General features: G+C 63.1%; 25 protein-coding genes. 5 read left to right on the forward strand and 20 right to left on the reverse strand.

Annotated elements, in window-relative coordinates; all coding sequences use genetic code 11:
* Position 1: 1 nt before the first annotated feature.
* The 9 genes from cysW to ACODSZ_RS20520 all read right to left on the reverse strand — a co-directional run bounded on the left by cysW (position 2) and on the right by ACODSZ_RS20520 (position 7,598).
* Positions 2-907, reverse strand: coding sequence for a sulfate ABC transporter permease subunit CysW (cysW, locus tag ACODSZ_RS20480; RefSeq protein WP_008327466.1), 906 nt, complete (start codon positions 905-907; stop codon positions 2-4).
* Between the two features lies 1 nt (position 908).
* The gene (cysT, locus tag ACODSZ_RS20485) at positions 909-1,799 is read right to left on the reverse strand and encodes a sulfate ABC transporter permease subunit CysT (RefSeq protein WP_008327465.1); all 891 of its coding nucleotides are present in this window, start codon (positions 1,797-1,799) and stop codon (positions 909-911) included.
* A gap of 158 nt (positions 1,800-1,957) precedes the next feature.
* On the reverse strand, positions 1,958-2,542 hold the full coding sequence (locus ACODSZ_RS20490) for an RBBP9/YdeN family alpha/beta hydrolase (RefSeq protein ID WP_175343170.1): 585 nt from the start codon (positions 2,540-2,542) through the stop codon (positions 1,958-1,960).
* Positions 2,543-2,649: 107 nt separating this feature from the next.
* Entirely contained in the window at positions 2,650-2,865 is a 216-nt protein-coding gene (locus ACODSZ_RS20495) for a TOBE domain-containing protein (protein WP_006464491.1), read from the reverse strand.
* 106 nt (positions 2,866-2,971) lie between these two features.
* Complete coding sequence (locus tag ACODSZ_RS20500; RefSeq protein ID WP_488928435.1) at positions 2,972-3,805, reverse strand: ATP-binding cassette domain-containing protein; 834 nt, start codon at positions 3,803-3,805, stop codon at positions 2,972-2,974.
* 30 nt (positions 3,806-3,835) lie between these two features.
* Positions 3,836-4,681: an aliphatic sulfonate ABC transporter permease SsuC gene (ssuC, locus tag ACODSZ_RS20505; protein WP_488928436.1), complete on the reverse strand. Its 846-nt coding sequence runs from the start codon at positions 4,679-4,681 to the stop codon at positions 3,836-3,838.
* A 7-nt stretch (positions 4,682-4,688) separates the two neighbouring features.
* Positions 4,689-5,855, reverse strand: a complete 1,167-nt coding sequence (ssuD, locus tag ACODSZ_RS20510) for an FMNH2-dependent alkanesulfonate monooxygenase (protein ID WP_488928437.1) — start codon at positions 5,853-5,855, stop codon at positions 4,689-4,691.
* 96 nt (positions 5,856-5,951) lie between these two features.
* Positions 5,952-6,521: an NADPH-dependent FMN reductase gene (ssuE, locus tag ACODSZ_RS20515; RefSeq protein ID WP_175343166.1), complete on the reverse strand. Its 570-nt coding sequence runs from the start codon at positions 6,519-6,521 to the stop codon at positions 5,952-5,954.
* A 63-nt stretch (positions 6,522-6,584) separates the two neighbouring features.
* Positions 6,585-7,598 (reverse strand): sulfate ABC transporter substrate-binding protein, encoded by a 1,014-nt coding sequence (locus ACODSZ_RS20520; protein ID WP_175343165.1) that lies wholly within the window; start codon positions 7,596-7,598, stop codon positions 6,585-6,587.
* Positions 7,599-7,929: 331 nt separating this feature from the next.
* Here ACODSZ_RS20520 and ACODSZ_RS20525 point away from each other — a divergent pair, with 331 nt between their 5' ends.
* Positions 7,930-8,715: an IclR family transcriptional regulator gene (locus tag ACODSZ_RS20525; protein WP_008327443.1), complete on the forward strand. Its 786-nt coding sequence runs from the start codon at positions 7,930-7,932 to the stop codon at positions 8,713-8,715.
* Between the two features lie 120 nt (positions 8,716-8,835).
* Here the strand turns inward: ACODSZ_RS20525 and pbpG are convergent, their stop codons facing one another.
* Both pbpG and ACODSZ_RS20535 read right to left on the reverse strand, forming a co-directional pair.
* A complete protein-coding gene (pbpG, locus tag ACODSZ_RS20530; protein WP_175343164.1) occupies positions 8,836-9,936 on the reverse strand; it encodes a D-alanyl-D-alanine endopeptidase in 1,101 nt (366 codons plus the stop codon).
* 416 nt (positions 9,937-10,352) lie between these two features.
* A complete protein-coding gene (locus ACODSZ_RS20535) occupies positions 10,353-11,114 on the reverse strand; it encodes a class I SAM-dependent methyltransferase (RefSeq protein WP_488928438.1) in 762 nt (253 codons plus the stop codon).
* 129 nt (positions 11,115-11,243) lie between these two features.
* Here ACODSZ_RS20535 and ACODSZ_RS20540 point away from each other — a divergent pair, with 129 nt between their 5' ends.
* Positions 11,244-12,044, forward strand: coding sequence for a helix-turn-helix transcriptional regulator (locus ACODSZ_RS20540; RefSeq protein ID WP_488928439.1), 801 nt, complete (start codon positions 11,244-11,246; stop codon positions 12,042-12,044).
* 16 nt (positions 12,045-12,060) lie between these two features.
* Here ACODSZ_RS20540 and ACODSZ_RS20545 read toward each other — a convergent pair whose 3' ends face one another.
* Together ACODSZ_RS20545 and ACODSZ_RS20550 are read right to left on the reverse strand one after the other, a co-directional pair.
* Positions 12,061-12,960 (reverse strand): DMT family transporter, encoded by a 900-nt coding sequence (locus ACODSZ_RS20545; protein ID WP_034350122.1) that lies wholly within the window; start codon positions 12,958-12,960, stop codon positions 12,061-12,063.
* Between the two features lie 43 nt (positions 12,961-13,003).
* Positions 13,004-13,936, reverse strand: a complete 933-nt coding sequence (locus ACODSZ_RS20550) for a histone deacetylase family protein (RefSeq protein WP_175343163.1) — start codon at positions 13,934-13,936, stop codon at positions 13,004-13,006.
* Between the two features lie 360 nt (positions 13,937-14,296).
* On the opposite strand from ACODSZ_RS20550, the gene ACODSZ_RS20555 reads away from it, so the two are divergent.
* A complete protein-coding gene (locus ACODSZ_RS20555) occupies positions 14,297-14,860 on the forward strand; it encodes a phasin family protein (RefSeq protein ID WP_008327434.1) in 564 nt (187 codons plus the stop codon).
* Positions 14,861-14,946: 86 nt separating this feature from the next.
* Here the strand turns inward: ACODSZ_RS20555 and ACODSZ_RS20560 are convergent, their stop codons facing one another.
* The 5 genes from ACODSZ_RS20560 to ACODSZ_RS20580 form a co-directional block, all read right to left on the reverse strand.
* A complete protein-coding gene (locus tag ACODSZ_RS20560) occupies positions 14,947-15,753 on the reverse strand; it encodes a competence/damage-inducible protein A (RefSeq protein WP_008327433.1) in 807 nt (268 codons plus the stop codon).
* 124 nt (positions 15,754-15,877) lie between these two features.
* A complete protein-coding gene (locus tag ACODSZ_RS20565; protein ID WP_008327432.1) occupies positions 15,878-16,723 on the reverse strand; it encodes an EI24 domain-containing protein in 846 nt (281 codons plus the stop codon).
* Positions 16,723-17,709 carry a sterol desaturase family protein gene (locus tag ACODSZ_RS20570; protein WP_008327431.1) on the reverse strand — a complete coding sequence of 329 codons (987 nt, stop codon included), beginning with the start codon at positions 17,707-17,709 and terminating at the stop codon, positions 16,723-16,725. Before ACODSZ_RS20570 ends, ACODSZ_RS20565 begins: the two co-directional genes overlap by 1 nt.
* 81 nt (positions 17,710-17,790) lie before the next feature.
* A complete protein-coding gene (locus tag ACODSZ_RS20575) occupies positions 17,791-18,612 on the reverse strand; it encodes a polysaccharide deacetylase family protein (protein WP_299537846.1) in 822 nt (273 codons plus the stop codon).
* Between the two features lie 28 nt (positions 18,613-18,640).
* The gene (locus ACODSZ_RS20580; protein WP_034350116.1) at positions 18,641-19,624 is read right to left on the reverse strand and encodes a YVTN family beta-propeller repeat protein; all 984 of its coding nucleotides are present in this window, start codon (positions 19,622-19,624) and stop codon (positions 18,641-18,643) included.
* A 314-nt stretch (positions 19,625-19,938) separates the two neighbouring features.
* Between ACODSZ_RS20580 and ACODSZ_RS20585 the strand changes: the two genes are divergently transcribed.
* Positions 19,939-20,295 (forward strand): FKBP-type peptidyl-prolyl cis-trans isomerase, encoded by a 357-nt coding sequence (locus ACODSZ_RS20585; RefSeq protein WP_008327428.1) that lies wholly within the window; start codon positions 19,939-19,941, stop codon positions 20,293-20,295.
* Between the two features lie 18 nt (positions 20,296-20,313).
* Positions 20,314-20,571 (forward strand): acyl-CoA-binding protein, encoded by a 258-nt coding sequence (locus ACODSZ_RS20590; protein ID WP_008327426.1) that lies wholly within the window; start codon positions 20,314-20,316, stop codon positions 20,569-20,571.
* Between the two features lie 110 nt (positions 20,572-20,681).
* Here ACODSZ_RS20590 and ACODSZ_RS20595 read toward each other — a convergent pair whose 3' ends face one another.
* Together ACODSZ_RS20595 and ACODSZ_RS20600 are read right to left on the reverse strand one after the other, a co-directional pair.
* The gene (locus ACODSZ_RS20595; protein ID WP_175343162.1) at positions 20,682-21,662 is read right to left on the reverse strand and encodes a 2-hydroxyacid dehydrogenase; all 981 of its coding nucleotides are present in this window, start codon (positions 21,660-21,662) and stop codon (positions 20,682-20,684) included.
* A gap of 46 nt (positions 21,663-21,708) precedes the next feature.
* Complete coding sequence (locus tag ACODSZ_RS20600) at positions 21,709-23,121, reverse strand: sodium:proton antiporter (RefSeq protein ID WP_488928440.1); 1,413 nt, start codon at positions 23,119-23,121, stop codon at positions 21,709-21,711.
* Between the last annotated feature and the right edge of the window lie 42 nt (positions 23,122-23,163).

A 23,163-nucleotide genomic window follows, 5' to 3' on the forward strand; every position in this document is an offset into this window, starting at 1 on the left:
CTTAGACTTGTTCGCTGGCGCTGTGCTGCTGGTGCAGCCGCCACTCGATGACACTCTTGATCACCAGCGTGGCCAGGGCCAGGAAGGCCAGCAGGGACGCCACGGCGAAGGCGCCGGTGATGTTGAATTCGTTGTAGAGGATCTCGACCTGCAGCGGGATGGTATTGGTCTCGCCGCGAATATGACCGGAGACCACCGAGACGGCGCCGAACTCGCCCATGGCGCGGGCATTGCAGAGGATCACGCCATACAGCAGGCCCCACTTGATGTTGGGCAGCGTGACGTGCCAGAAGGTGCGCCAGCCGGAGGCGCCCAGCACCAGCGCGGCTTCTTCTTCCTCGCTGCCCTGCGACTGCATCAGCGGGATCAGCTCGCGCGCCACGAACGGGAAGGTCACGAAGAGCGTGGCCAGCACGATGCCCGGCACGGCGAAGAGGATCTTGATGTCGTGCTCGCGCAGCCAGGGGCCGAGATAACCTTGCAGGCCGAACAGCAGCACGTAGATCAGGCCCGAGATCACCGGCGAGACCGAGAACGGCAAATCGATCAGCGTCAGCAGCACGTTCTTGCCACGGAACTCGAACTTGGCGATGGCCCAGGCGGCAGCCACCCCGAAGACCAGGTTCAGCGGTACCGCGATGGCGGCGGTGATGAGGGTCAGCTTGATGGCAGACCAGGCATCGGCTTCGGTGATGGACGCAACATAGACATCCCATCCCTTGCGCAGGGCTTCGTAGAACACGGCCACCAGTGGCACGAACAAGAACAGGGTCAGGAACACCAGCGCGATGCCGATCAGCAGCGCCCGGACCCAAAACGGTTCGGTGGTGGCAGCCGGCGTCAAGGGCGGTTCGCCACGCGCAATCGCCTGGGCCTGGTGGAGGACGGAACCGGGGGTGGCACTCATCTCAGTTCCTTTCCGACTGGCCGCGCTTGCGGGTCCAGGCTTGCAGCAGATTGATGGTCAACAGCAGCAGGAAGGACACCACCAGCATCACCATGGCGATGGCCGTGGCACCGGCGTAGTCGTATTGTTCCAGCTTGGTGACGATGAACAGGGGCGTGATTTCCGACACCATCGGCATGTTGCCGGCGATGAAGACCACCGAGCCGTATTCACCGGAGGCGCGCGCAAACGCCAGTGCAAACCCGGTCAAGAGCGCCGGCAGAATGGTCGGGAAGATCACCCGGACAAAGGTTTGCCAGCGGCTGGCACCGAGGCTGGCGGCAGCTTCTTCCAGCTCGCGCTCGGCTTCTTCCAGCACCGGTTGCACGGTGCGCACCACGAAGGGCAGACCGATGAAGGTCAGCGCCACCAGCACGCCCAGCGGCGTGAAAGCGACCTTGATGCCCAGCGGCACCAGCAGCTTGCCCAGCCAGCCGTTCTGCGAATACAGCGTGGTCAGGGCGATGCCGGCCACCGCAGTGGGCAAGGCGAAAGGCAGGTCCACCAGGGCATCGATGATGCGCTTGCCGGGGAAGCGATAACGCACCAGCACCCAGGCCACGATGCCGCCGAAGATCACGTTGAGGAAGGCGCCGATCAGCGAAGCGCCGAAGCTCAAGCGATAGGAAGCCATCACGCGCGGCGAGGTCACCGCGTCGATGAAGCCGCTCCAGGTCAGGGTGAAGGTCTTCAGGAACAAGGCCGACAGCGGGATCAATACGATCAGCGCCAGGTAGAAGATGGTGAAGCCCAGCGACAGCCGGAAACCGGGCAGCACACGTCCACTGGTGCCGGCAGCGGCCTTGGCCGGCACCGCCCCGGGGGCGGCAAGGGATACAGGGGAAGAAGACATGTCGTTCTCTTGTTATTACCAATGCGACTATGGATGCGCGATATTCGCACCCGCTGGTTATAAAGAGAACGAAGCTTTTTGCATGTCTTTAGAAGAAAAGCGCATAAACCGCGGTCTTCAACGGGCCTGATGCGCTTGAGAACGGCGACAGCAAACGCTCAATTGATGCGTTCGAGCAACTCCAGCAGCCACTGTTGCCCTTCGGTCCAGTCGCCCAGTCCGGATTCGGAATTGATGTGGCCGCGTGCGCCCACCGAGCGGAACTGCGCGCCCCAGGCCTCGGCCCAGTGGCGGGCGCGCTCGGCGCTCATCCACGGGTCGTTCTCGCTGCTCACCACCAAGGCGGGATACGGCAGCTTGTGCCGCACCGCTGCGCTCAGGCTGAATTTGACCGGGTCAGCGGGCGCCACCAGCAAGGCCGCCACGATGGGATGCGCAGAGCCCTCGGAGGCCGCCTGCAGGGCCGCCGTGCGATGCACGGTGGTCAGGCAGCCGAAGCTGTGCGCCACGATCACCGTAGGTCGGCCATCGCGCGCCAGCACTTCGCCCAGGCGGGCCGACCAGCGCGGCAGGTCGGGGGTTTCCCAATCCTCCTGCTGCACCCGTTCGAAGGCGGGATACAGCCGCTGCCAGCGCGACTGCCAGTGTTCCGGGCCGCTGTCGGAGAGGCCCGGTGCCACCAGCACACGAAAATCCGCCAGCCGCGCCGGCGTGATGGAGGAAGAAGGAGAGGTCAGACTCATGCAGGCTCCACAGCGAGTGATGATTCATGCAGTATGCCTGAGGCCATGGGGCTGCGGGCAAAGATCCCGCGCCGCTGACGATGCGCACCGGCGGGGAGCTCATGCGATCACAACTTGGCGATCGACACCTCGGTGGCCTTGACCAGCGCCACCACTTCGCTGCCGATGGTCAGGCCCAGGTCCTTCACGGAGCGGGTGGTGATGACCGAGGTCACGATGCCGGCCGGGGTTTCCACATCCACTTCGGATACCACCGAGCCTTCGATGATGGCCTTGACCTTGCCCTTGAACTGGTTACGGACGTTGATTGCTTGAATGGTCATGCTTTGCTCCTTGATGAAACGGCGTCGGTACCTGCCGCGCCGCAGGGGTTGAAATGGGATACGACTACAAAACCGAAAATCGGGTCAAACCTTCATGCGCTCAAACTCACACCGCCCACTGCACCTGCTGTACGCCACGTGGCGTGAAGAAAGCTTCAGATGGCTCTGTCACCGCCTCGCTACCGGGGTGCCGCAGCACCCGCGCCAGGATGGCTTCTTCCAGCGCGGCAAACTGGGCCTGACCGCGTGAACGCGGGCGCGCCAGGTCGATGCGCTGGTCCAGCGCCACGCGTCCGTCCTCGATCAGCAGCACGCGGTCGGCCAGGGCGATGGCTTCCTGTACGTCGTGGGTCACCAGCAAGGCGGTGAAACCACGTTCGCGCCAGAGCGATTCGATCAGGGTCTGCATCTCGATGCGGGTAAGTGCATCAAGGGCGCCCAGCGGTTCATCCAGCAGCAGCAATTGCGGGTCGTGCACCAGCGCGCGCGCCAGCGCCACACGCTGACGCTGGCCACCGGAAAGCACCGCCGGCCATTCACCGGCGCGTTGCTCCAGGCCGACCTGGCGCAGCGCCTTGAGCGCTTGTGGCGCCGCCTGCGCCGGCAGGCCCAGCGCCACGTTGGCCTGGACCCGCTTCCACGGCAGCAGGCGCGCCTCCTGGAACATGATGCGAACCTCGGCCGGGCCGCTGCCGGCGTGTTCATAGCGGACTTCGCCGCCGCTGGCGCCATCGAGCCGGGACACCAGGCGCAGCAAGGTGCTCTTGCCGCAGCCGCTGCGACCGACGATGGCGACGAATTCGCCGGGTTCGATATCCAGATCGATGTCGTGCAGCACGCTGCGGCCGCTGAATACCTTGGACACGGCGCGCAGTCTCAGGCCCACGCCCCGGGCGGCGGTGCGGCTCAACTGCTGGTGTTCCTGGAGGTCATTGCGCATGATGGGTTCCTGATGCGTTCATGGGGGATGTCATTGGTAGCCGGGATGCCAGCGCAGCCAGTAGCGCTCCAGCACCCGCGCCGCGGTATCGGCCAGCTTGCCCAGCAGGGCGTACAACAGGATGCCCACCAGCACCACATCGGTCTGCAGGAATTCGCGGGCATTCATGGTCATGTAGCCGATGCCGGCCTGCGCCGAAATGGTCTCGGCCACGATCAGCAGCACCCACACCAGCCCCAGCGCAAAGCGCAGGCCCACCAGAATGGAGGGCAAGGCGCCCGGCAGGATCACGTCGCGGTACAGCGGCCAGCCCGACAGACCATAGCTGCGCGCCATCTCGATCAACCCCCGGTCCACCGCGCGGATGCCGTGGAATGTATTGAGATAGACCGGGAAGAACACGCCCACGGCGACCAGGAACAGCTTGGCCGTTTCATCGATGCCGAACCACAGGATCACCAGCGGAATCAAGGCCAGCGCCGGGATGTTGCGCACCATCTGCAAGGTGGTATCGAGCAGCAATTGCGCCCAACGCAGGCTGCCCGAGAGCAGTCCCAGGATCAGCCCCAGCCCGGCACCGACGGCAAAGCCGGAGGCTGCACGCGCGCTGGAGACGGCCAGGTGGTGCCACAGTTCACCGGTGGCCGAGAGCTGCCAGGCAGCCTTGAGCACCGCGAACGGTTCGGGCAGGATGCGGCTGGAGAGCCAGCCGGCCTGGGCGGCGATTTCCCACCCCACCAGCAAGAGCAGCGGCAGGATCCAGCCAATCCAGGCATCGCGCTGCGGGCGCGATTTCTTGGCGACGGCCTTGGTCTTGGCCGATGGCTGCGCGGCGCTGGCAGCGCCCGGCAGTACGGTATCGGAGGCACTCGTCATGCTGACCTCAGCTGGCCGACACGCGCACCGGCGCGGCCTTGGGCAGTTCGGTATTGCCGACGATCTCGCCGAAGGGACCGGTCAGGTTGTAGCCGGTCGGGGTCCCGCGCCGGGCACGCGGCAACAGCGGGAACACCAGTTCGGCGAAACGGTAGGATTCTTCCAGGTGCGGATAACCGGACAGGATGAAGGTATCGATACCGAGATCCGCATATTCCTTCATGCGTGCAGCCACCGTCGGGCCGTCTCCCACCAGTGCCGTGCCGGCACCGCCGCGTACCAGGCCGACGCCAGCCCACAGGTTGGGGCTCACTTCCAGCTTGTCGCGTCTGCCGCCGTGCAGAGCGGTCATGCGCCGCTGCCCTTCCGAATCCATGCGGGCAAAGTTGGCCTGGGCCTTGGCGATGGTCTCGTCATCGAGACGGCTGATGAGTTCATCGGCGGCGCGCCAGGCGGCTTCATTGGTGTCGCGCACGATGACGTGCAGGCGGATGCCGAAACGCAGCGTGCGCCCTGCCCGGGCGGCGCGTTCGCGCAGGCGGGCGATCTTCTCGGCCACCGCGGCGGGCGGTTCGCCCCAGGTCAGGTAGACATCAACCTGCTCGGCAGCCAGGTCGATGGCCTCTTCCGAGGAGCCACCAAAGTACAGCGGCGGATAGGGTTGCTGCACCGGCGGATAGAGCGCCTTGGCGCCCTTGACGCTGAGGTGCTTGCCCGTGAAATGGGTCTCTTCGCCGGTATGGGTCTTGCTCAGGACCTCACGCCAGATCTTGAGAAATTCATCGGAGATTGCATAACGCTCGGCGTGGCTACCGAAGACACCATCACTCTCCTGCTCCACCGGATCGCCGCCGGTGACCACGTTGATCAACAGGCGGCCATTGGAGAGGCGGTCGAAGGTGGCGGCCATGCGCGCCGACAGCGCAGGTGCAGTCAGGCCGGGGCGCACCGCCACCAGGAATTTCAGGCGCCGGGTGGCATCGATCAGGCTGGCCGCGGCCACCCAGGCGTCTTCGCAGGAGCGGCCGGTGGGCAGCAGCACGCCGTCGTAGCCCAGCGTGTCGGCGGCCACGGCGACCTGTTTCATGTAGTCATGGGTGACCGGGCGCGCCCCTTCGGCAGTACCAAGATAGCGGCTGTCGCCGTGGGTGGGGATAAACCAGAAAACGTTCATGGAAGACTCCTGTGCTTCGACAATTCAACCGGTGTGATAAAAATTATTTTAATTATTTAAATTATTTACATTATTTAAATAATTTAAAACTGCTGATCATTTGAGGACGGCATCACTGACCTTGAGCGGGCTGGCGTCCAGGGCCGACAGGCTGGCCGACAACTGCTCCACGCCCTCATTGACGCGGGCTTCGATGGGAGCGTCCAGCACCAGACCTTTTTCTTCACTCCAGCTCAGTTGCGCCTCGGTAGCGTAGATGCTGGGCAGCACGTGCCGGGGGTTCAGCGACGACAGCACCGGGCGCAGCGCATAATCCAGCGCCAGCATGTGCGACTGGCTGCCGCCGGTGGCCAGGGGCAATACCAGCTTGTTGGTCAGCCCGAACTGCGGCAGCAAATCCAGGAAGGCTTTCAGGATGCCGCTGTAGGCCGCCTTGTAGACCGGGGTGGCCACCACGACGGCGGAAGCTTCTTCGACAGTGGCCAGCGCAGCCTGGATATCGGCATCGTTCCAGTCGGCGCGCAGGATGGCCTGCCCCGGCAGATCGCGCACGTCCAGGCGGGCGTAGCGGTGGCCGCGCCGGGCCAGCTTGTCGCCGACGTGGTGCAGCAGACGGGTGGAACGGGAGGGGGCCGAGGGGCTGCCGGCCAGTAACAGGATGCTCATGTCGTGTGCTTGTGCTGAGGGGTAGATGGAACCGGCCAGGCCGGTCCCTCTTGCAGGTTCAGGTCACTTCTTGTTGGGCGCGTAGAGCTGGTCGAAGGTGCCGCCATCGGCGAAGTGCGTCTTCTGCGCCTTCTGCCAGCCGCCGAACTCCTTGTCGATGGTCACCAGATTCAGCTTCGGGAATTGCGCAGCGTACTTGGCAGCGATCTTGGGATCGATGGGACGGTAGTAGTTCCTGGCGATGATCTCCTGGCCCGCGTCCGAGTACAGGTACTTCAGGTATTCTTCGGCTACCTTGCGGGTACCGCGCCGGTCGGCCACCTTGTCTACCACCGCCACCGGCGGCTCGGTCAGGATGGAAAGGGAGGGCGCGACGATATCGAACTTGTCGGGCCCCCATTGCTTCAGGGAGATCAGGGCTTCGTTTTCCCAGGCCAGCAGCACGTCGCCGATGCCGCGTTCGACAAAGGTGATGGTGGCGCCGCGAGCGCCCGAATCCAGCACCGGCACATTCTTGAAGAGCTTGGCGATGTAGTCGCGGGCAGCGTCGTCGCTACCGCCCTTGCGCTTGGCATAGGCCCAGGCCGCCAGATAATTCCAGCGGGCGCCGCCCGAGGTCTTGGGGTTGGGGGTGATGACGGACACACCTGGCTTGATCAGGTCGTCCCAGTCCTTGATGCCCTTGGGGTTACCCTTGCGCACCAGGAACACGATGGTGGAGGTATAGGGCGAGCTGTTGTGCGGCAGGCGCTTTTGCCAGTCGGCCGGCAGCAGCTTGGCCTTTTCCGAGATTTCGTCGATGTCGTAGGCCAGCGCCAGCGTCACCACGTCGGCATCGATGCCGTCGATCACCGAACGGCCCTGCTTGCCCGAGCCCCCGTGGGAAGCCTTGATGGTGACGTTGTCACCGGTCTTTTGCTTCCAGTACTTGGCGAAAGCCTTGTTGTAGTCGGCATAGAGTTCGCGCGTCGGGTCGTAGGAGACATTGAGCAGCGAAATATCCGCCGCCTGTGCCACGTGTGCGGCTTGTGCCAGCACCAGGGCGGCGGCGACCGATTTGATGATCTTCTTGAGCATATCCGTTCCCGCATGTTCTGTTGTTTTGGAGAACACAGGTTAATGAGCCGGCTGACCAAAAAGAACGAATACTTTCTTCTCTCGATATGCACAAAACAGATATGAAAGATCAGGGCGCAGCAACAAGACCACCGATCCATCTCGCCCAAGCCTTGCGTGCCGGGACGAGCGTGCGGAAATACCACCGTCCCACCCTCCCCGTCCGGCGCCACTTTGCGGGGGGATCGATGTTCCGGGTGAAGCTCCCGTCATTCAAGAAAAGCACGCTCGGACTTTTTGTTCTTTTCACATTGTGGTATAACCGTCATATTGCAACGCACCAGGCCGCGCCATGAAAAAAGAAGCTGCAGGCGAGACAGAACACATTTCCATCCAGGTCATCGAGCGCATGGTCTCGCTGCTCGACGCGCTGGCGGAGTATCCCGACCCGGTCAGTCTGAAGGAATTGTCGGCGGCGACCGATCTGCATCCGTCGACGGCGCACCGCATCCTCAACGATCTGGTGGTCAAGCGTTTCGTTGATCGCGTCGAGCCGGGTACCTATCGGCTGGGCATGCGTCTGCTGGAGCTGGGCAATATCGTCAAGAGCCGGCTGTCGGTGCGCGAGGCGGCGCTGGACTTCATGCGCGCCCTGCATCGCAAGACGCACCAGACGATCAACCTGTCGGTGCGCCAGGCGGACGAAATCGTATATATCGATCGCTCCTTTTCTGAGCGTTCCGGCATGCAGGTGGTGCGCGCCATCGGTGGCCGGGCGCCGCTGCACCTGACCTCGACCGGCAAGCTGTTTCTATCGGTGGATGATCCCAAGAACGTGCGCGCCTATGCCACCCGTACCGGGCTGGCCGGGCACAACAAGAATTCCATCACCGATCTGAGCAAGCTGGAGCGCGAACTGTCGATGGTGCGCGCGCTCGGCTACGCACGCGACAACGAGGAACTGGAGCTGGGCGTGCGCTGCATGGCCGCCGGCATCTGCGACGACAGCGGCAAGCTGGTGGCGGGCCTGTCGATCTCGGCACCGGCCGACCGCCTGCAGGATGAATGGGTGGATGACCTGGTGAGCACGGCCAGCCAGATTTCGTCGGCGCTGGGGTATCGCCAGGAGCGCGACTGAAGCTTCATGCTGCAGCTAATGGAAGAGAATGAAGAGAATGAAGAGAATGAAGAGAATGAAAGAGTATAAAAAAAGCGAACCCGCGGGTTCGCTTTTTTATTGGGAAAACGGAAGCAGAAATTAACCCTCGTCGGCCCGTACCATTTTTACGCGGGTCAGGTTGGGCTGGTCTTCCACCAGCCACTTGCGCATGCGCGTGGCATCGCCCACGTGAGACAGACGACCCTTGGAGTCCAGGAATACCATCACGATGGGGCGTCCCTCGATACGGGTGTACATCACCAGGCAGTGACCGGCTTCGTTGATGAAACCGGTCTTTTGCAGGCCGATGTCCCACTCCTTGTTGGAGGTCAGGCGGTTGGAGCTGTTGTACTGCATGGCGTGACCGCTGGGCTCGACCATGTACCTGGGATCGGTGGAGTACTGGCGGATGATCGGATAGTGATACGCCGCCACCACCAGCTTGGCCAGGTCGCGGGCGCTGGCCACGTTCTGGCTGGACAGGCCGGTCGAATCGACGTAATGGGTATCCATCATGCCCAGCGAACGGGCCTTGGCGTTCATCGCCGCCACGAAGGCCGGCAGGCCGCCCGGATAGTTGCGTCCCAGGGCCGAGGCGGCACGGTTTTCGGAACTCATCAGGGCAATGTGCAGCATGTCGTCGCGGCTGAGGGTAGCCCCCACGCGCAGGCGCGAGCTGCTGTGCTTCTCACGGTCGACATCGTCATCGGTGACGGTGAGCACTTCTTCCATGTTCTGGCGCGCTTCCACCACCACCAGTGCCGTCATCAGCTTGGTGACCGAGGCGATAGGCAGGGCGACTGAAGAATTCTTCTCGAACAGGACTTGCGAACTCGCCTCGTCGATCACCAGAGCGACATTGGAGCGCAGGGCCAAGGGATCAGGGGTGAGGTTCAGCCCGGCCAGGTCGCCCGCCGTCATCACCGGCGGCACCACCGGCACCGAAGGCGCGGCCGAGACACGCTGGTAGCTGATATGACGCTTGCCCTTGACCACACTGACCTTGCGAACCAGTTTTTCGCGGCTGTTCAGGGAGCCCTTGGCCACCGTCTTGCTGACGGCCTGGGCCGGGCGCTTGGCGACGACTTTCTTGGCCGGCGCTTTCCGGGCGGCATTGTTGACCGTCTGGGCGGCGGCAGGTGCCAAACCAGCGTGGATGAACAGTAGTGATGTGAAAATGGCCAGCGCTGATTTGATCATAGGTGGAACTCCCCCCAATTTACCCTGAAAGTACACAAGAGAAACGTTGACAGTGTAGCAAAATGCAGATTTTTCGCAAGAGAATTAAGACGTTAGCGCGTTTTTTTAAACGCGTTTCTATCTCCGCGACCGATACGGTGCCCCACACTTTTTCGGGATTTTCCTGCAATTTTGCCGGGTTGGTGCTCGATATTTTTCGATTTTTATCAAGCAATTCCCAGGCCAACGAAACGAATTGGCCGCCAGTGTAGCTGTCAGCTGCTTGTCACAATCGCGATAACAGACGGCAATAGCTGTCCCAGATATTCGCTTTACGATGTTCTGGAGTGAACGGATAACGGGGGAATGTCACCTGACGTTGACGCCCCGCCTGCATCGGCCAGGGGCCGGGCGGAGCGTCGGCAGAGGTCGGTTGATCAGGGCTTGCGCACATCCAGCATGACCACGTCGATGGAGAAGGAACAGGCCTGGTCCAGCGCGAAATAGTCCTTCACTTCAGCCGGAGCGGCCTGCCAGAGCGCGCGGATGGCGGTGATATGGTCTTGCGGAGTGCGCATGCGGGCCACCCAGGAGTCGAATTCCAGGCGCAGCTTCCAGGTCTTGTCGCTGGTGACGGCAAAACCGGCGGCCACCAGCAGCTTGCGCCAGGAGTGGAGGCTGATATTGCGGACGTGGGAGGTATCGCGCAGCAGCTCGATGGCCTGCACATAGGTATCGGCCAGGACATCGGCCGGGGCGGCGGTATCGATGACGATGAAGCGTCCGCCCGGCTTGAGCACGCGCAGCACTTCATCCAGGGCCTGCGGCAACTGACGCCAATGGTGGGCCGAGAAGCGGGTGCAAACCAGGTCGAAACTGGCATCGGGAAAATCCAGGCGGTCGGCGCTGCCCTGGCGTACCGCCAGATTGTCCAGGCCGCGCTCGGCGGCCGCGGTGGCGACGACGGCCAGCATCTCTTCGGACAGGTCATAGGCAATCACCTTCTCCACCACCGGCGCCACGGCAAAACTGGCGTGGCCGCCACCGCAACCCAAATCCAGCACCCGTGCGCCCGGCAGGGAAGCGGCGATCTGAGCCAGTTCCTGCAGGTCCGCGCCCTGGGCGTGGACGCTGCTGGTGAGATAGGCGGCGGCGGTAGTGCCGAACTGTTCGGTGACGACTTGCTGATGGCTGCGCATGGCGGGGCTCCGGGGCGATATGAAGGAAAACACAGCTGTGCTGTGGAGGAATCGCCAGTCTAGCGATTTCTTATCCTGTTACAAGTGAAGCATTTATACTATTACCCCGACCACCACCCTACCCGCCTCATGGAACCCGATCTCGCCCGCCGCGCCCTCGGCGACTTTCTCAAATCCCAGCGCGAACAGACCGCTCCGGCCCAGGCCGGCCTGCCGCACCTGGCCCACGGCCGCCGCCGCACACCGGGTCTGCGGCGCGAGGAAGTGGCACAACTGTGCGGCATCAGCGTGACCTGGTACACCTGGATCGAGCAGGGACGCACCGATTCGGTCTCGCCCCAGGCACTGGCGCGCATCGCCGATGCACTGCACCTGCCACGCGCCAAGCGTGCCTATCTGTTTGAACTGGCGGGCAAGAAAGATCCGGCCTTGCCGGAGCAGCAGGCGGCCACGGTGGTAGCGCCGGAAATCCTGGAGGTGGTCAGCCAGTTCCGCACCCCCGCCTATCTGCTGGATCGCTACTGCAATGCGGTGGCCTGGAATCCGGCCGCCCGCAAGCTCTTCACGGGCTGGCTGGATGGCCGGGAAAAGCCGCCCAATCTGCTGCGCTTCATGTTCTCCAGCCCGGCCGCACGTAGCTTGACGGTGCAATGGGAAGAGCGGGCGCGACGCCTGGTGGCGGAATTTCGGGCCGACAGCGCCAGCCTGCTGGATGATCCGGAACTGCTGGCGCTGGTGACGGAGTTGTCGGCGACCAGCCCGCTCTTCCAGCGGGCCTGGCATCTGCAGGATGTGGTCGAGCGCGAAGGCGGCGAGCGCCACTTCCAACATCCGCAACTGGGGGAGCTGCGCTATCACCAGGTCAATTTCCGCGTCGCCAACCGACCGGAGCTGAAGCTGGTGACGCTGATGCCGGCCAGCGCCGACTGAAGCAGGCCCGAGCTGCCTACTTGCGGACCACGAAGGCCACGCCGATCACGCCCACCAGCATGCCCAGCGCGCCGATGAGGCTGAAGGCTTCGCCAAACATCAGCCAGGCCATGATGGCCGTGGTCGGCGGCGTCAGGTACAGCAGGCTGGTGACGCTGGTGGCGGCACTGCGGCGGATCAACGCGAACAGCAGGAAGATGGCGCCAATGGACAGCGCCAGGATCGACCACAGCAGTGCGCCGATGAATTGCGGGGTCCAGTGGACGTTGCCGAGGTGCCAGTCCAACCCTTCGATGGCCACGGCAAAGGGCAGCACCACCACGATGGAGGCCATGAACTGGATCACGGTGCCGGTGCGCAGATCGAAGTGCGAGCAATACCGTTTCTGGTACAGCGTACCGGCGGTGATGCACAGCAAGGCGAACACGCACAGCGCAATGCTGGCGGTGGACAGGCCGATCAGGGAAATCTTGTTGGCCACCACCAGCCCCACCCCGCACAGCCCGAGGGCCAGGCCGACCCACTGCCGACCGCGCACCGATTCACCCAGCAAGGGGGCGGCGAACGCGGTCAGGATGGGTTGCAGGCCGACGATCAGAGCCGACAGGCCGGCCGGCATGCCGATCTTGATGGCACACCAGACACCGGCCAGGTAACCGGCCTGCAGCAGCACGCCGGCCACGGCGACATGGCGGATACGACCATGCGGCCAGGGGGCGCGAAACAGCAGTACCAGCGGCAACAGCACGACCAGCACACCGGTAAAGCGCAGCAGCAGGAAGGTCAGCGGTGGCGCATACGGCAGGCCGAACTTGGCCACGATGAAGCCGGTACTCCAGATCAGCACGAACAACAAGGGCACCAGGCTCATCAGGAGCTGGCGAGGCCGGCGGGCACCGGCGGCGGATTGCATCATTTCTTTTCCATCAGCGGGCGCACGCCGGTGCGCCCGGGTCATCTCATCGTTCGCTCCAGCGGGCGGCATGGAGGCTGGCGAGTCTTATCGTTTGTATATGGACAGCCACGGTCTGTTCGATATCTCTTCCGTAACCGCCCGCCATCGTAACCGCAACCGGGATTTTGTGCTCGTGGGCGTAGCCGAAGACAGTTTCGTCCCGCGCCGCCAGGCCCGCCAGGCTCAGTTTCATCTTGCCCAGACGATCCCCCTCGTGCGGGTCCGCGCCGGCCAGGTAGATCAGCAACTGCGGCGCGAAGCGCTGTTGCAGCGTATGCAGGGCCAGGCGCAGGGCTTGCAGGTAATCGGCGTCGCCCACGCCGTCGGGCAGGGCCACGTCGAGATCGCTCTGCTCTTTCTCGAATGGATAATTGTTCTGTCCGTGCAGCGACAAGGTGAATACGGATTCATCGCGCGCGAGTATCGAGGCGGTGCCATTACCCTGGTGCACGTCCAGATCGACAATGGCTACGCGCGCGGCACGACGTTCAGCCTGCATCAGTCGGGCCGCGATGGCAGCGTCGTTGAAGACGCAGAAACCGGCGCCATGATCGGCATAGGCATGATGGGTGCCGCCAGCCAGGTTGACGGCCAGGCCCTCGCTGAAGGCGGCGCGGCAGGCGGCGATGGTGGCGCCGGAAGACCGGCGCGAGCGTTCCACCATCTGCGGCGACCAGGGGAAGCCAATCTCGCGCTGCTCGGCAGATGTGAGTTGGCCAGCACTGGCACGGGCGATATAGTCAGGATGGTGCGCCAACGCCAGTTCGCCATCACTGGCAGGCTGGGCTTCGTGAAAATCCAGATCCGGTACGGCTGCCGCCGCGCCCTCACGGATCATCCGATACTTCACCATCGGGAAGCGGTGCCCCGGTGGCAAGGGCAAAACGAAGTGATCACTGTAGTAAGCCTTCACAATTTTTTCCCATCTTGTTTTCATGCTTGCCGCACCGCAACAAGAACGCTTGCTGCGCAGCGCAAACGATTGCGCGACGCGGAACGATAACCGCTTTTGATGCTGCAACGCAAAAGGTAGTCCGGAATGGCATCTCTTTTCAGAAAATCCTCAAAAATGCGCTAAGTCCTTGATTAGACTTGGATCAATTTTGAAGCGCTTTTCGTGATTCCCGCGCGATGAAACGTTTGACTTTATGCACGATTGAACTAGAATCCGTTTGTGCATCGCATCATATTCAAACAAGAAATTACATCGGAGATCCACCTTTCAACACTGATCGGTCCGTAAGCAATCACTGTCGCTGCCTTGTCATCAACCCATCAACGAGAAGGATGTTTCAACATGACGACCTACACCGAGCAATTTTCCGCTGCTGCCAAAGCCAACGCTGAAGCGCAAATCGCTTTGTTCAGCCAGCTGGCAAGCAAGACCTTTGAAGGCATGGAAAAACTGGTGGACCTGAACCTGAAGGCGGCCAAGTCCTCGCTCGAAGAAAGCCAGGCCGCAGCCCAGAAGCTGTTTTCGGCCAAGGATCCGCAGGAATTTTTCACTCTGACCAGCTCGCACGCCCAGCCGACGCTGGAAAAGTCGGTCGCCTATGGCCGTCACCTCAGCGGTATCTTCTCCAGCACCCAGGCTGAACTGACCAAGGCTGCCGAAGCCCAGATCGCCGAAGTCAACCGCAAGGTCGTGGCGATGATCGACGAAGTGGCCAAGAACGCCCCGGCTGGTTCCGAGCAGGCCATCTCCATGTTCAAGTCGGCCATCGGCAACATGAGCGCCGGCTACGAACAGTTCACCAAGAACGCCAAGCAGGCTGCCGAAGTGATGGAAGCCAACGTCACCAATGCCGTGGAACAGATGTCCCAGGCCGGTGCCAAGGTGACCCGCGCTGCCAAGAAGTAATCTTCGGGTTCGCCCGCAGAAAGCAATGCCCCGGTCTGGCCGGGGCATTTTTTTGACCTGCGTCTTCACCCGCGCTTGCCGTCGCCTCAGTTGCTGATCTGGAATTCGGCACGCAGCGCGCGCAAGCCTTCCTGCATCGTCTCGAAAGCCGGCTCCACCTGGGACGGGTCCCCCTTGACGCCCAGGTCGATGTGGCGGCGGGTCTGGTTGTCGCCCACGTGCGGCAGGCTGAACACCTTCACCAGCGGGAATTGCGCCTCGATGGCTTCCATCAGTGGCGTCAGGGTCGACTCCATCGCCTCGAACACCAGCATGGAGCGCTCGGCCCAGGCCTGGCGGTGGAACTGGTCGGCGTAATAGGTTTCCAGTACCCATTCGAACATCGGCCAGGCCATCACCGGGAAGCCCGGTGCAAAATAGTGCGCGCCGGTGCCGCTGGTGTTGTTGAGCCAGAAACCGGGGATCTTGTTGTAGGGGTTGGGAATGATGGAGGCGCCCTGCGGGAATTCACCCATCTTGAGACGATGCAGGTTGTCGGGGGCATTGAAGTCGGGCGTGGTGCCGGCTTCGCGGCCCATGTCGGCGATGCGCTCCTGGATCTTCTCCCTGGCCTCGGGGTGCAGGACCACCGGTACGCCCAGCGCCGCCGCGGCACACTGGCGGGTATGGTCGTCGGGCGTGGCACCGATGCCGCCGGTGCAGAACACCACGTCGCCACTGGCCAGGGTGCGCTTCAAGGTGGCGGTGATGCGCTCGGGGTCGTCGCCGAGGTACTCGGCCCAGGACAGTTGCAGTCCGCGCTGGCCGAGCAACTCCAGGACCTTGGGAAAATGCTTGTCAATACGGCGGCCCGAGAGGATCTCGTCGCCGATGATGATGAGTCCGAATGCCATGAGTCTGTCTGCCCGAAAGGTTGATGAAACACTGCGCCGATTATGCCCGATTCAGGCCGCGGACGGATCGCCCTGCCCCGCCTTCGTCTCAGGCAGACGCCATCAAACCAGGGTCAAGGTGGCGTCAACGTGGCGTCACATCGATGACGTCCACCTGCGCTGGAGCATCGGGCGCCTGGCCGCTGCGGTAGCGCAGCAGCGCTTCCAGGCAGTAGAACTGGAACCACAAGCCGGTGAAGACGAACACCACCACATACAGCCAGATCGCCACCGCCGCCAGCGCGGGCAGCAGAATCACCGACAGCACCCCGCCCAGCCACAGCAGCGTGGGCGCCGCGCCGAGCGCACCGGCGATGGTGCCCACGGCCAGCAGCGGCCAGCGATGCAGGTGCAGCACGGCACGCCGTTCTTCGGTGCTGGCGTAGTCGGCCAGGGTGTCATAGGCCATCACCCGATAGGTCAGCCAGCCCCACAGCAGGGAATGGATCACGAAGGCCAGCGGCGGGATCAGGAATACCCAGATCGTGGCCAGCCACAGCACCGTGAAGACGGCGAAGCACCACAGCGAAGTCCAGAGACTGCCGGCTACGCTGCCGCCATGGCGCTTGTCCAGCATGGGATAGTGGCGGGTACCGATATGGCGGGCGATGGCCGGGATGGTGAACAGGCCCACGAATACCAGGGCGGTAAGGATCATCAGGGGCAGCAGCGTCCACATGGCCAGCAATGGCACCAGCACCGTCTTGAGCGCCCCCATGCCGAACCAGGCCAGCATGCCGCCGATCTCGCCGAACATGCCATGCGAGACGAAGTAGCCCTGCAGCCAGTCGATGATGGGTTGCAGCCCCAGCCACAGGCACACCGCCCACAGACCCAGCGACACCACGAAGGGGAGCGCCGTCAGCCAGAGCATGCGGATATGCAGCTGCGCCAGCAGGGCGCGCCCGAAGGAGGCGATGAAAAGACGCATCAGCGGGGCTTCCTGCGGGTCAGTTCGACCAGGCGTTTCAAGCCCAGCCACTGCTGTGCCCAGAAGCCGCGTCCGTAGTCGCGGCCCTTGCCGGCCGGTGGCGGCAGCTGGTCGCGCACGCCGGTCATGGCGAAGCTCTGGCTGAAATGGGCGGTACGGAAGAGCAGGTCCCAGATCGATAGCAGCACCCCGAAGTTGTGTCCGCCCAAGGAGTTGCGGCCCCGGCTTTCATGCCCCACACCGATGGCGTGATGGGTGCGATGGAAGCGCGGCGACACCAGCAGGTATTCGCCCAGGCGGCCGAAGTGGATGCGCACGTTGGCATGCTGCAGGCTTTGCAGCATGCGCGAGAGCGAGATGAGCAGGATGTACTGCGAGGGTTCCACACCAATCACCAGGGCGATGAGACCGAAGATGATGTCGTGCACCAGGTTGTCCAGCATATGGTTGCGGTCGTCGCTCCACAGGTTCATGTTCTGCTGGCTGTGGTGCAGGCTATGCAGCGCCCACATCCAGCGCACATTGTGCTGGGCCCGGTGGTAGAGGTATTCAAACAGGTCCAGCACCACCATGTAGAGCAGGAAGCTGACCAGGGCGCGATCGGTTACGCCAGGCCAGATCTGGTCGAGATTGAAAGTGCCCCAGCCTTCCAGGTGCAGGGCGTCCTGAAGATAGGACAGCGTCGGATCCAGCAGCAGGAAGGCGAGGATGGGAATGATGCCCAGGCGCTGCAGCACGGTGTAGATGAAATCGTTCCAGCGCGCGCGCGGGTCGGTGATGGGATGGACCGGGATCATGGACTCCAGCGGGCGCAGAATCAGGAACAGGATCACCAGTTCACAGAGGCCCACCAGGACGAATTCGGTGCCGGTGAAGGCTTCCTCGACGAATTCGCCCATGCCGGTGAAGAACACCAGCGGTTGTACCAGGGTCTCGAAGAGCCAGCCCTGGACGGTGGCAAAGAGGTCGGAAATGGTCTGGATCATGGATAGCATGGATTCGGTAAGACGGTGCCGGCAGCAGCTCCCCTCCCCTGGGCCGGCGCCGGCTTGGACTGACGTGCGGGCTCAGTGTTCCTTGGCGGCGGCAAACAGGTGTCGGTAGGACGGATGATCGCGCAGGGTGGCAAAGCAGAACCCCTTCTGCTCCAGCCCGCTGATGAGCGGCTCCAGCACGGCTGGCGCCCACGGATCCTGGCGCGACCAGATGCCCATATGGGCCAGGAAGATATCACCATCCTTGAGTCCGGCGAGCGCTTTCTTCAACAGCATCTCGTTGGGAAACCTGTCGCTGGGCAGTTCATCGCCCGAAAAACCGGCCGGGGCCCAGGCCACGTGGGCATAGCCGCAGGCCTGTCCGGCCTTGAGCAGGTTGGGCGTCAGCCGTCCCCCGGGCGCCCGCCAGAGCGGATCGAGCTTGTGGCCGGTCAGTTGCTGGAAACGCTGGTCGACGCGCTTCATTTCCTCGCAATACTGGGCCGGCGTCCACTGTAGCTTCTTGCCGGCCTGGGCACCGAATTGCGGCCGCACCTCGATGCGACCTTCGGGCAGGTCGCGCAGCACGTAGACATGGTCGAAGGTATGTGTACCGAAGGCGTTTCCCTCGGCCACCAACCGCTTCCACAAGGGCGCCCAGGCAGGGTCGAGGGAATAGTCGCCGTGGATGGTCTTCTCGTTGGCGAGGAAGAAGGTGGCCTTGATATGGTGGCGCAGCAGGGTCTGCTCGATCAGCTCGGCCTGGGACTGGCTGCCGGTATCGAAGGTGAGATAGATCCTGCCCTTGCAGGCGGGTGCTTGCGGGCTTGCCGGTTGCGCAACGGCCTGCCCTGCCGCCAGGATGGCGAAGAGGAACAGGCCGCGCAGGGAGGGATTGACAGGACGCAGTGTCATCGGTCGGTCCTCCTGGCTGAGCAAGGCATTACAGGTCCGGGGCGCGGTTGTAGAGGTAGATGCCATGCGGCGAGCGGCCCACCGGAATCACCTTGGTCACCGAGCGGCTGGCCAGGTCGATCACGGCGACCTTCTTGCTCCAGCGCAGGGTGGTCCACATGGTCTTGCCATCGGCGGTCACTTCCATGCAGTCCGGCCCCCCGGGGACCTTGATGGTGCCGACGTTTTCCAGCGTCGTCATGTCGACCACGCTGATGGTATTGGCCACGCGGTTGGAAACATAGACGTAGCGCTTGTCACCCTGGCCACGGAAGTTGTGGGCGCCGACGCCAGTCTTGATCTTCTTGACCATCTTCTGGGTGCGCCAGTCGATCACCTCGACATAGTCGCTGCCCATGATGCCCACCATCAGGTACTTGTTGTCGGGGGTCATGATGATGCCGGCCGGCAGCTTGCCTACCGGCATGGTCCACTTGACCTGCTGGGTGGCCAGGTCGATGGCGCTGATCTGGTCGCTGCCCTGCTGGGTCACGAAGGCGGTAGTGCTGGCATTGTCAAAGGCGATGTGGCTGGGGGTCCGGGCCAGCGGGATGCGCCTGGACAGCTTCAGGTCGTGGCCGTCATAGCTGTAGACATCGACACGGTCCAGGCGCAGGCCGGTGGCGACGAACCACTTCTGGTCGGGGCTGAAGCCGATCTGGTAGGGATCGATGATGTCGCGCAGCTTGCGCTGCACGGCACCGGTCCTGGGATCGAGGAACAAGAGCTGGTTGCCGGTGGCGCTGGCCACGATCAGCGACTTGTTGTCCGGGGTGGCCATCAGGTGGTGCGGTTCCTTGCCCACAGAGAAGGTCGACAACTCCTTCTCGCCGGTTTCGTCCAGCAGCGACACCGATGCGTCACCGGAATTGAGCACCACCACCACATTGGCATGGGCCGACACGGCCAAGATCGCCGAGACGCATGCTGCGCGGAAGGAAAGGGATAAAAGTTGGCTGAATCGACGCAACATGACGAACTTTACTCAAAAATGCCTGATCTATCGTGGCCCTAGGGCACGTCCTCGCTTCTTAACGCTGGCTGACACGTTCCCGCTGACAGCCCACTGAGGCAATATGAAAAATTTCTAGATTTTTGGTTTACACTGCCTGCCGATCCGGTCGCATGATGCGCCGGGGCGGCCTGAAAGCCAGTCGCAGCACGCCTGCGGCACCTGATGCACGAGCTGGTGCGCAAGATGTTTCCGGTGGACATCCTGCGTCCTCAGCTTCGGTCAGGATACGGACGATCCGGCTGCCAACCCATCCCCTCACCGAAAGGAAACCGATGTCCACGATCACGACAGCTTCCGGGCTGCAATATGAAGAAATCAACGTTGGCGCTGGCGATGAAGCCAAGGCCGGCAGCCACGTCAGCGTGCACTACACCGGCTGGCTGCAAAATGCAGACGGCAGTGCCGGCAGCAAGTTTGACTCCAGCAAGGACCGCAATGACCCGTTCGCGTTCCCGCTGGGTGCCGGCCACGTCATCAAGGGCTGGGATGAAGGCGTTCAGGGCATGAAGGTTGGCGGTATCCGCAAGCTCATCATTCCGGCCGGCCTGGGCTATGGCGCCCGTGGCGCAGGTGGCGTGATTCCCCCGAATGCTACCCTGATCTTCGAAGTCGAACTGCTGGCCGTCTGAGCCTGAGGGAGGAGAGACATGAGCACCCTGCAAGAACAGTTCGAAGCCGCCGTCGCAGAATCCAAGACCCTGCCCGAGCGTCCCGACAACATGACCCTGCTGAAGATGTACGGTCTCTACAAGCAGGGCAGCAATGGCGACGTCCAGGGCGAACGCCCCGGCATGACCGACTTTGTGGCCCGCGCCAAGTTCGACGCCTGGGCCGCGCTCAAGGGCAAGCCACAGGCCCAGGCGCAGCAGGAATACATCGACATCTTCAATGAACTGAAGGGTTGATGCGGTCACGACGGCGGCCTCATCCAGAGGCTCCGTCTGCCGAAGAAGAAACGGGCGCACCTGGGATCAGGTGCGCCCGTTTTGCTTCAGGGCCGGGCTTGCTGGCCGCATCAGCGCGCAGCCACGTCGGGATTGAGCAGATTGGGCGGACGCTGGCCCGACAGCGCCGCAATCAGGTTATCGGCCGCACAATTGGCCATGGCCAGGCGCGTGGGCGTGGAGGCGCTGGCAATGTGCGGAGTCAGCACGACGTTGCTCAGGGTGAGGAATTCGGGCTTGAACGCCGGTTCATTCTCGAACACATCCACCCCGGCCGCCGCGATGCGGCCTTCGCGCAGGGCGGCGATCAGTGCCGCGTCATCGACGATGCCGCCGCGCGCGATGTTGGTGAGCGTGGCGGTCGGTTTCATCAAGGCCAGCTCGGGGGCGGCGATGGTGTGATGCGTCTGCTTCGAGTAGGGCAGCACCAGCACCACGTGGTCCGCCTGTTGCAGCAATTCTTCCTTGCTGACGTAGCGGGCGTTGTTGGCGCGCGCTTCCAGCTCGGGGGTCAGGCGGGAACGGTTGTGGTACAGCACCTGCATGTCGAAGCCCAGCGAACGGCGGGCGATGGCCTGGCCGATACGGCCCATGCCGATGATGCCCAGCGTGGCGCCGTGGATGTCGGGGCCGACGAAGCTGTCATAGCTCCACTTCTTCCACTGGCCGGCGCGCAGGAAGTGCTCGGATTCGGTGATGCGGCGCGCCGCCGCCATCATCAGCGCCCAGCCGAAGTCGGCAGTGGTTTCATTCAATACATCGGGCGTATTGGTGGCCATGACGCCGGCCTGGGTGGCGGCAGCCACATCGATATTGTTGTAACCCACGGCCATGTTGCAGACCGCCTTGAGTTGTGGATTGGCAGCGAAGAGCGCAGCCGTCACCGGTTCGCTGGGAGTGGTGAAGAGGCCATCCTTGCCGCGGGCCTTGGCCAGCAGCTCATCGGCAGTGTAGATGCGGTCATCCTGGTTGGATTCGACCTCGAAGTGCTGTTCCAGGCGGGCCAGGACTTCAGGGAAGACGGCGCGGGCGACGAAGATCTTGGGTTTCATGCGGGGTCTCGTGGTCTGGTTTTCGTTATCGGAAGGGGTGAAACACTCAGAAGAACAGGAAGCTCATGACGATGAACAGCGGCACCAGGATGCCCGCCGACCACGCCATGTAGCCGAAGAAGCTGGGCATGCGGATGCCGCGCTCCTCGGCGATGGCCTTGACCATCATGTTGGGCGCATTGCCGATGTAGCTGTTGGCCCCCATGAAGACCGCGCCGGCGGAGATGGCCGCCAGCGTCGAGGCCAGCGGCCCCATCAGTTCCCGTGCATCGCCGGAGGCAGTGTTGAAGAACACCAGGTAGGTCGGCGCATTGTCCAGGAAAGACGACAGCAAGCCTGTCATCCAGAAGTACATCACATCATCCGGCTTGCCATCAGGCCCCGTGACGGCGCGTACCACGGCGGCAAAGGCGCCGTGCTCGCCTGCGCGCAGCATGGCGATCACCGGGGCGATGGTCAGAAAGATGGCGGCAAAGAGCTTGCCCACTTCCAGCATCGGTCCCCAGCCGAATTCATTGCCGCTGCGTGCCGTCTTCGGCGTCAGCCATAGCGAAAGCAGAATCACCACCAGCAAGGCGCCATCGCGCAGCAGGTTCTGCCATTCCAGCGGCGTGCCCAGCAATTCGGTGGCCACGCCCGGTTTCCACAGGCCGCTCATGAGCACCAGGCCGACCACGGCCCCCAGCAGCAGGAAATTGAGCTTGCCCTCCAGCTGCAGCGCCGAGTCGGGCGTGGGATCGAACGGGCGACGCTCTTCGCGGTTGAGGTAGAAATGGCGGTCCAGCAGATAGAACACCAGCAGCAGCGCGCCGCACAGGAAGGCCATCGGCCCCAGCAGGTGGCGCGCGGTCCAGAAGAAATCGACCCCCTTGAGGAAGCCCAGGAACAACGGCGGATCACCCAGCGGCGTGAGCGAGCCGCCGGCATTGGCGACCAGGAAGATGAAGAACACCACCACGTGGACCGTGTGCTTGCGATCGTCATTGGCGCGGATGAGCGGGCGGATGAGCAGCATGGCCGCGCCCGTGGTCCCCATGATGCTGGCCAGCAGCGTGCCCAGCGCCAGCAATCCCGTATTCAAGGCGGGCGTACCATGCAGGTTGCCGCGCACGCAGATGCCACCGGCCACGGTGAACAGCGCCGTCAACAGGATGATGAAGGGCAGATATTCCGCCACCAGTGCATGCACGCTGATGGCCAGCGCCGCATGCGCACCGTGCGCGGCGGCAAAGGGCAGCAGGAAGGCCAGCGCCCAGGCTGCGGCGACCTTGCCGAAATGGTGATGCCACAAACGCGGTGCCAGCAGCGGCAGCACGGCAATGGACAGCAGGACACCGGCAAAGGGCAAGGCCCAGGCCAGCGAGAGAACGGCACCATCCAGCTCGGCACTCCATCCCGGCAGGGGAAGCAGCGCAGCCACGATGGCAAAGAGGGCGGGGGCAGTCGGTCGTGTCAGCAAATGTGGTCCTGATGGGATGCAGATGAATAAACTCTTCGGGAC

The sequence above is a fragment of the Herbaspirillum sp. FG34 genome, assembly GCF_057809315.1.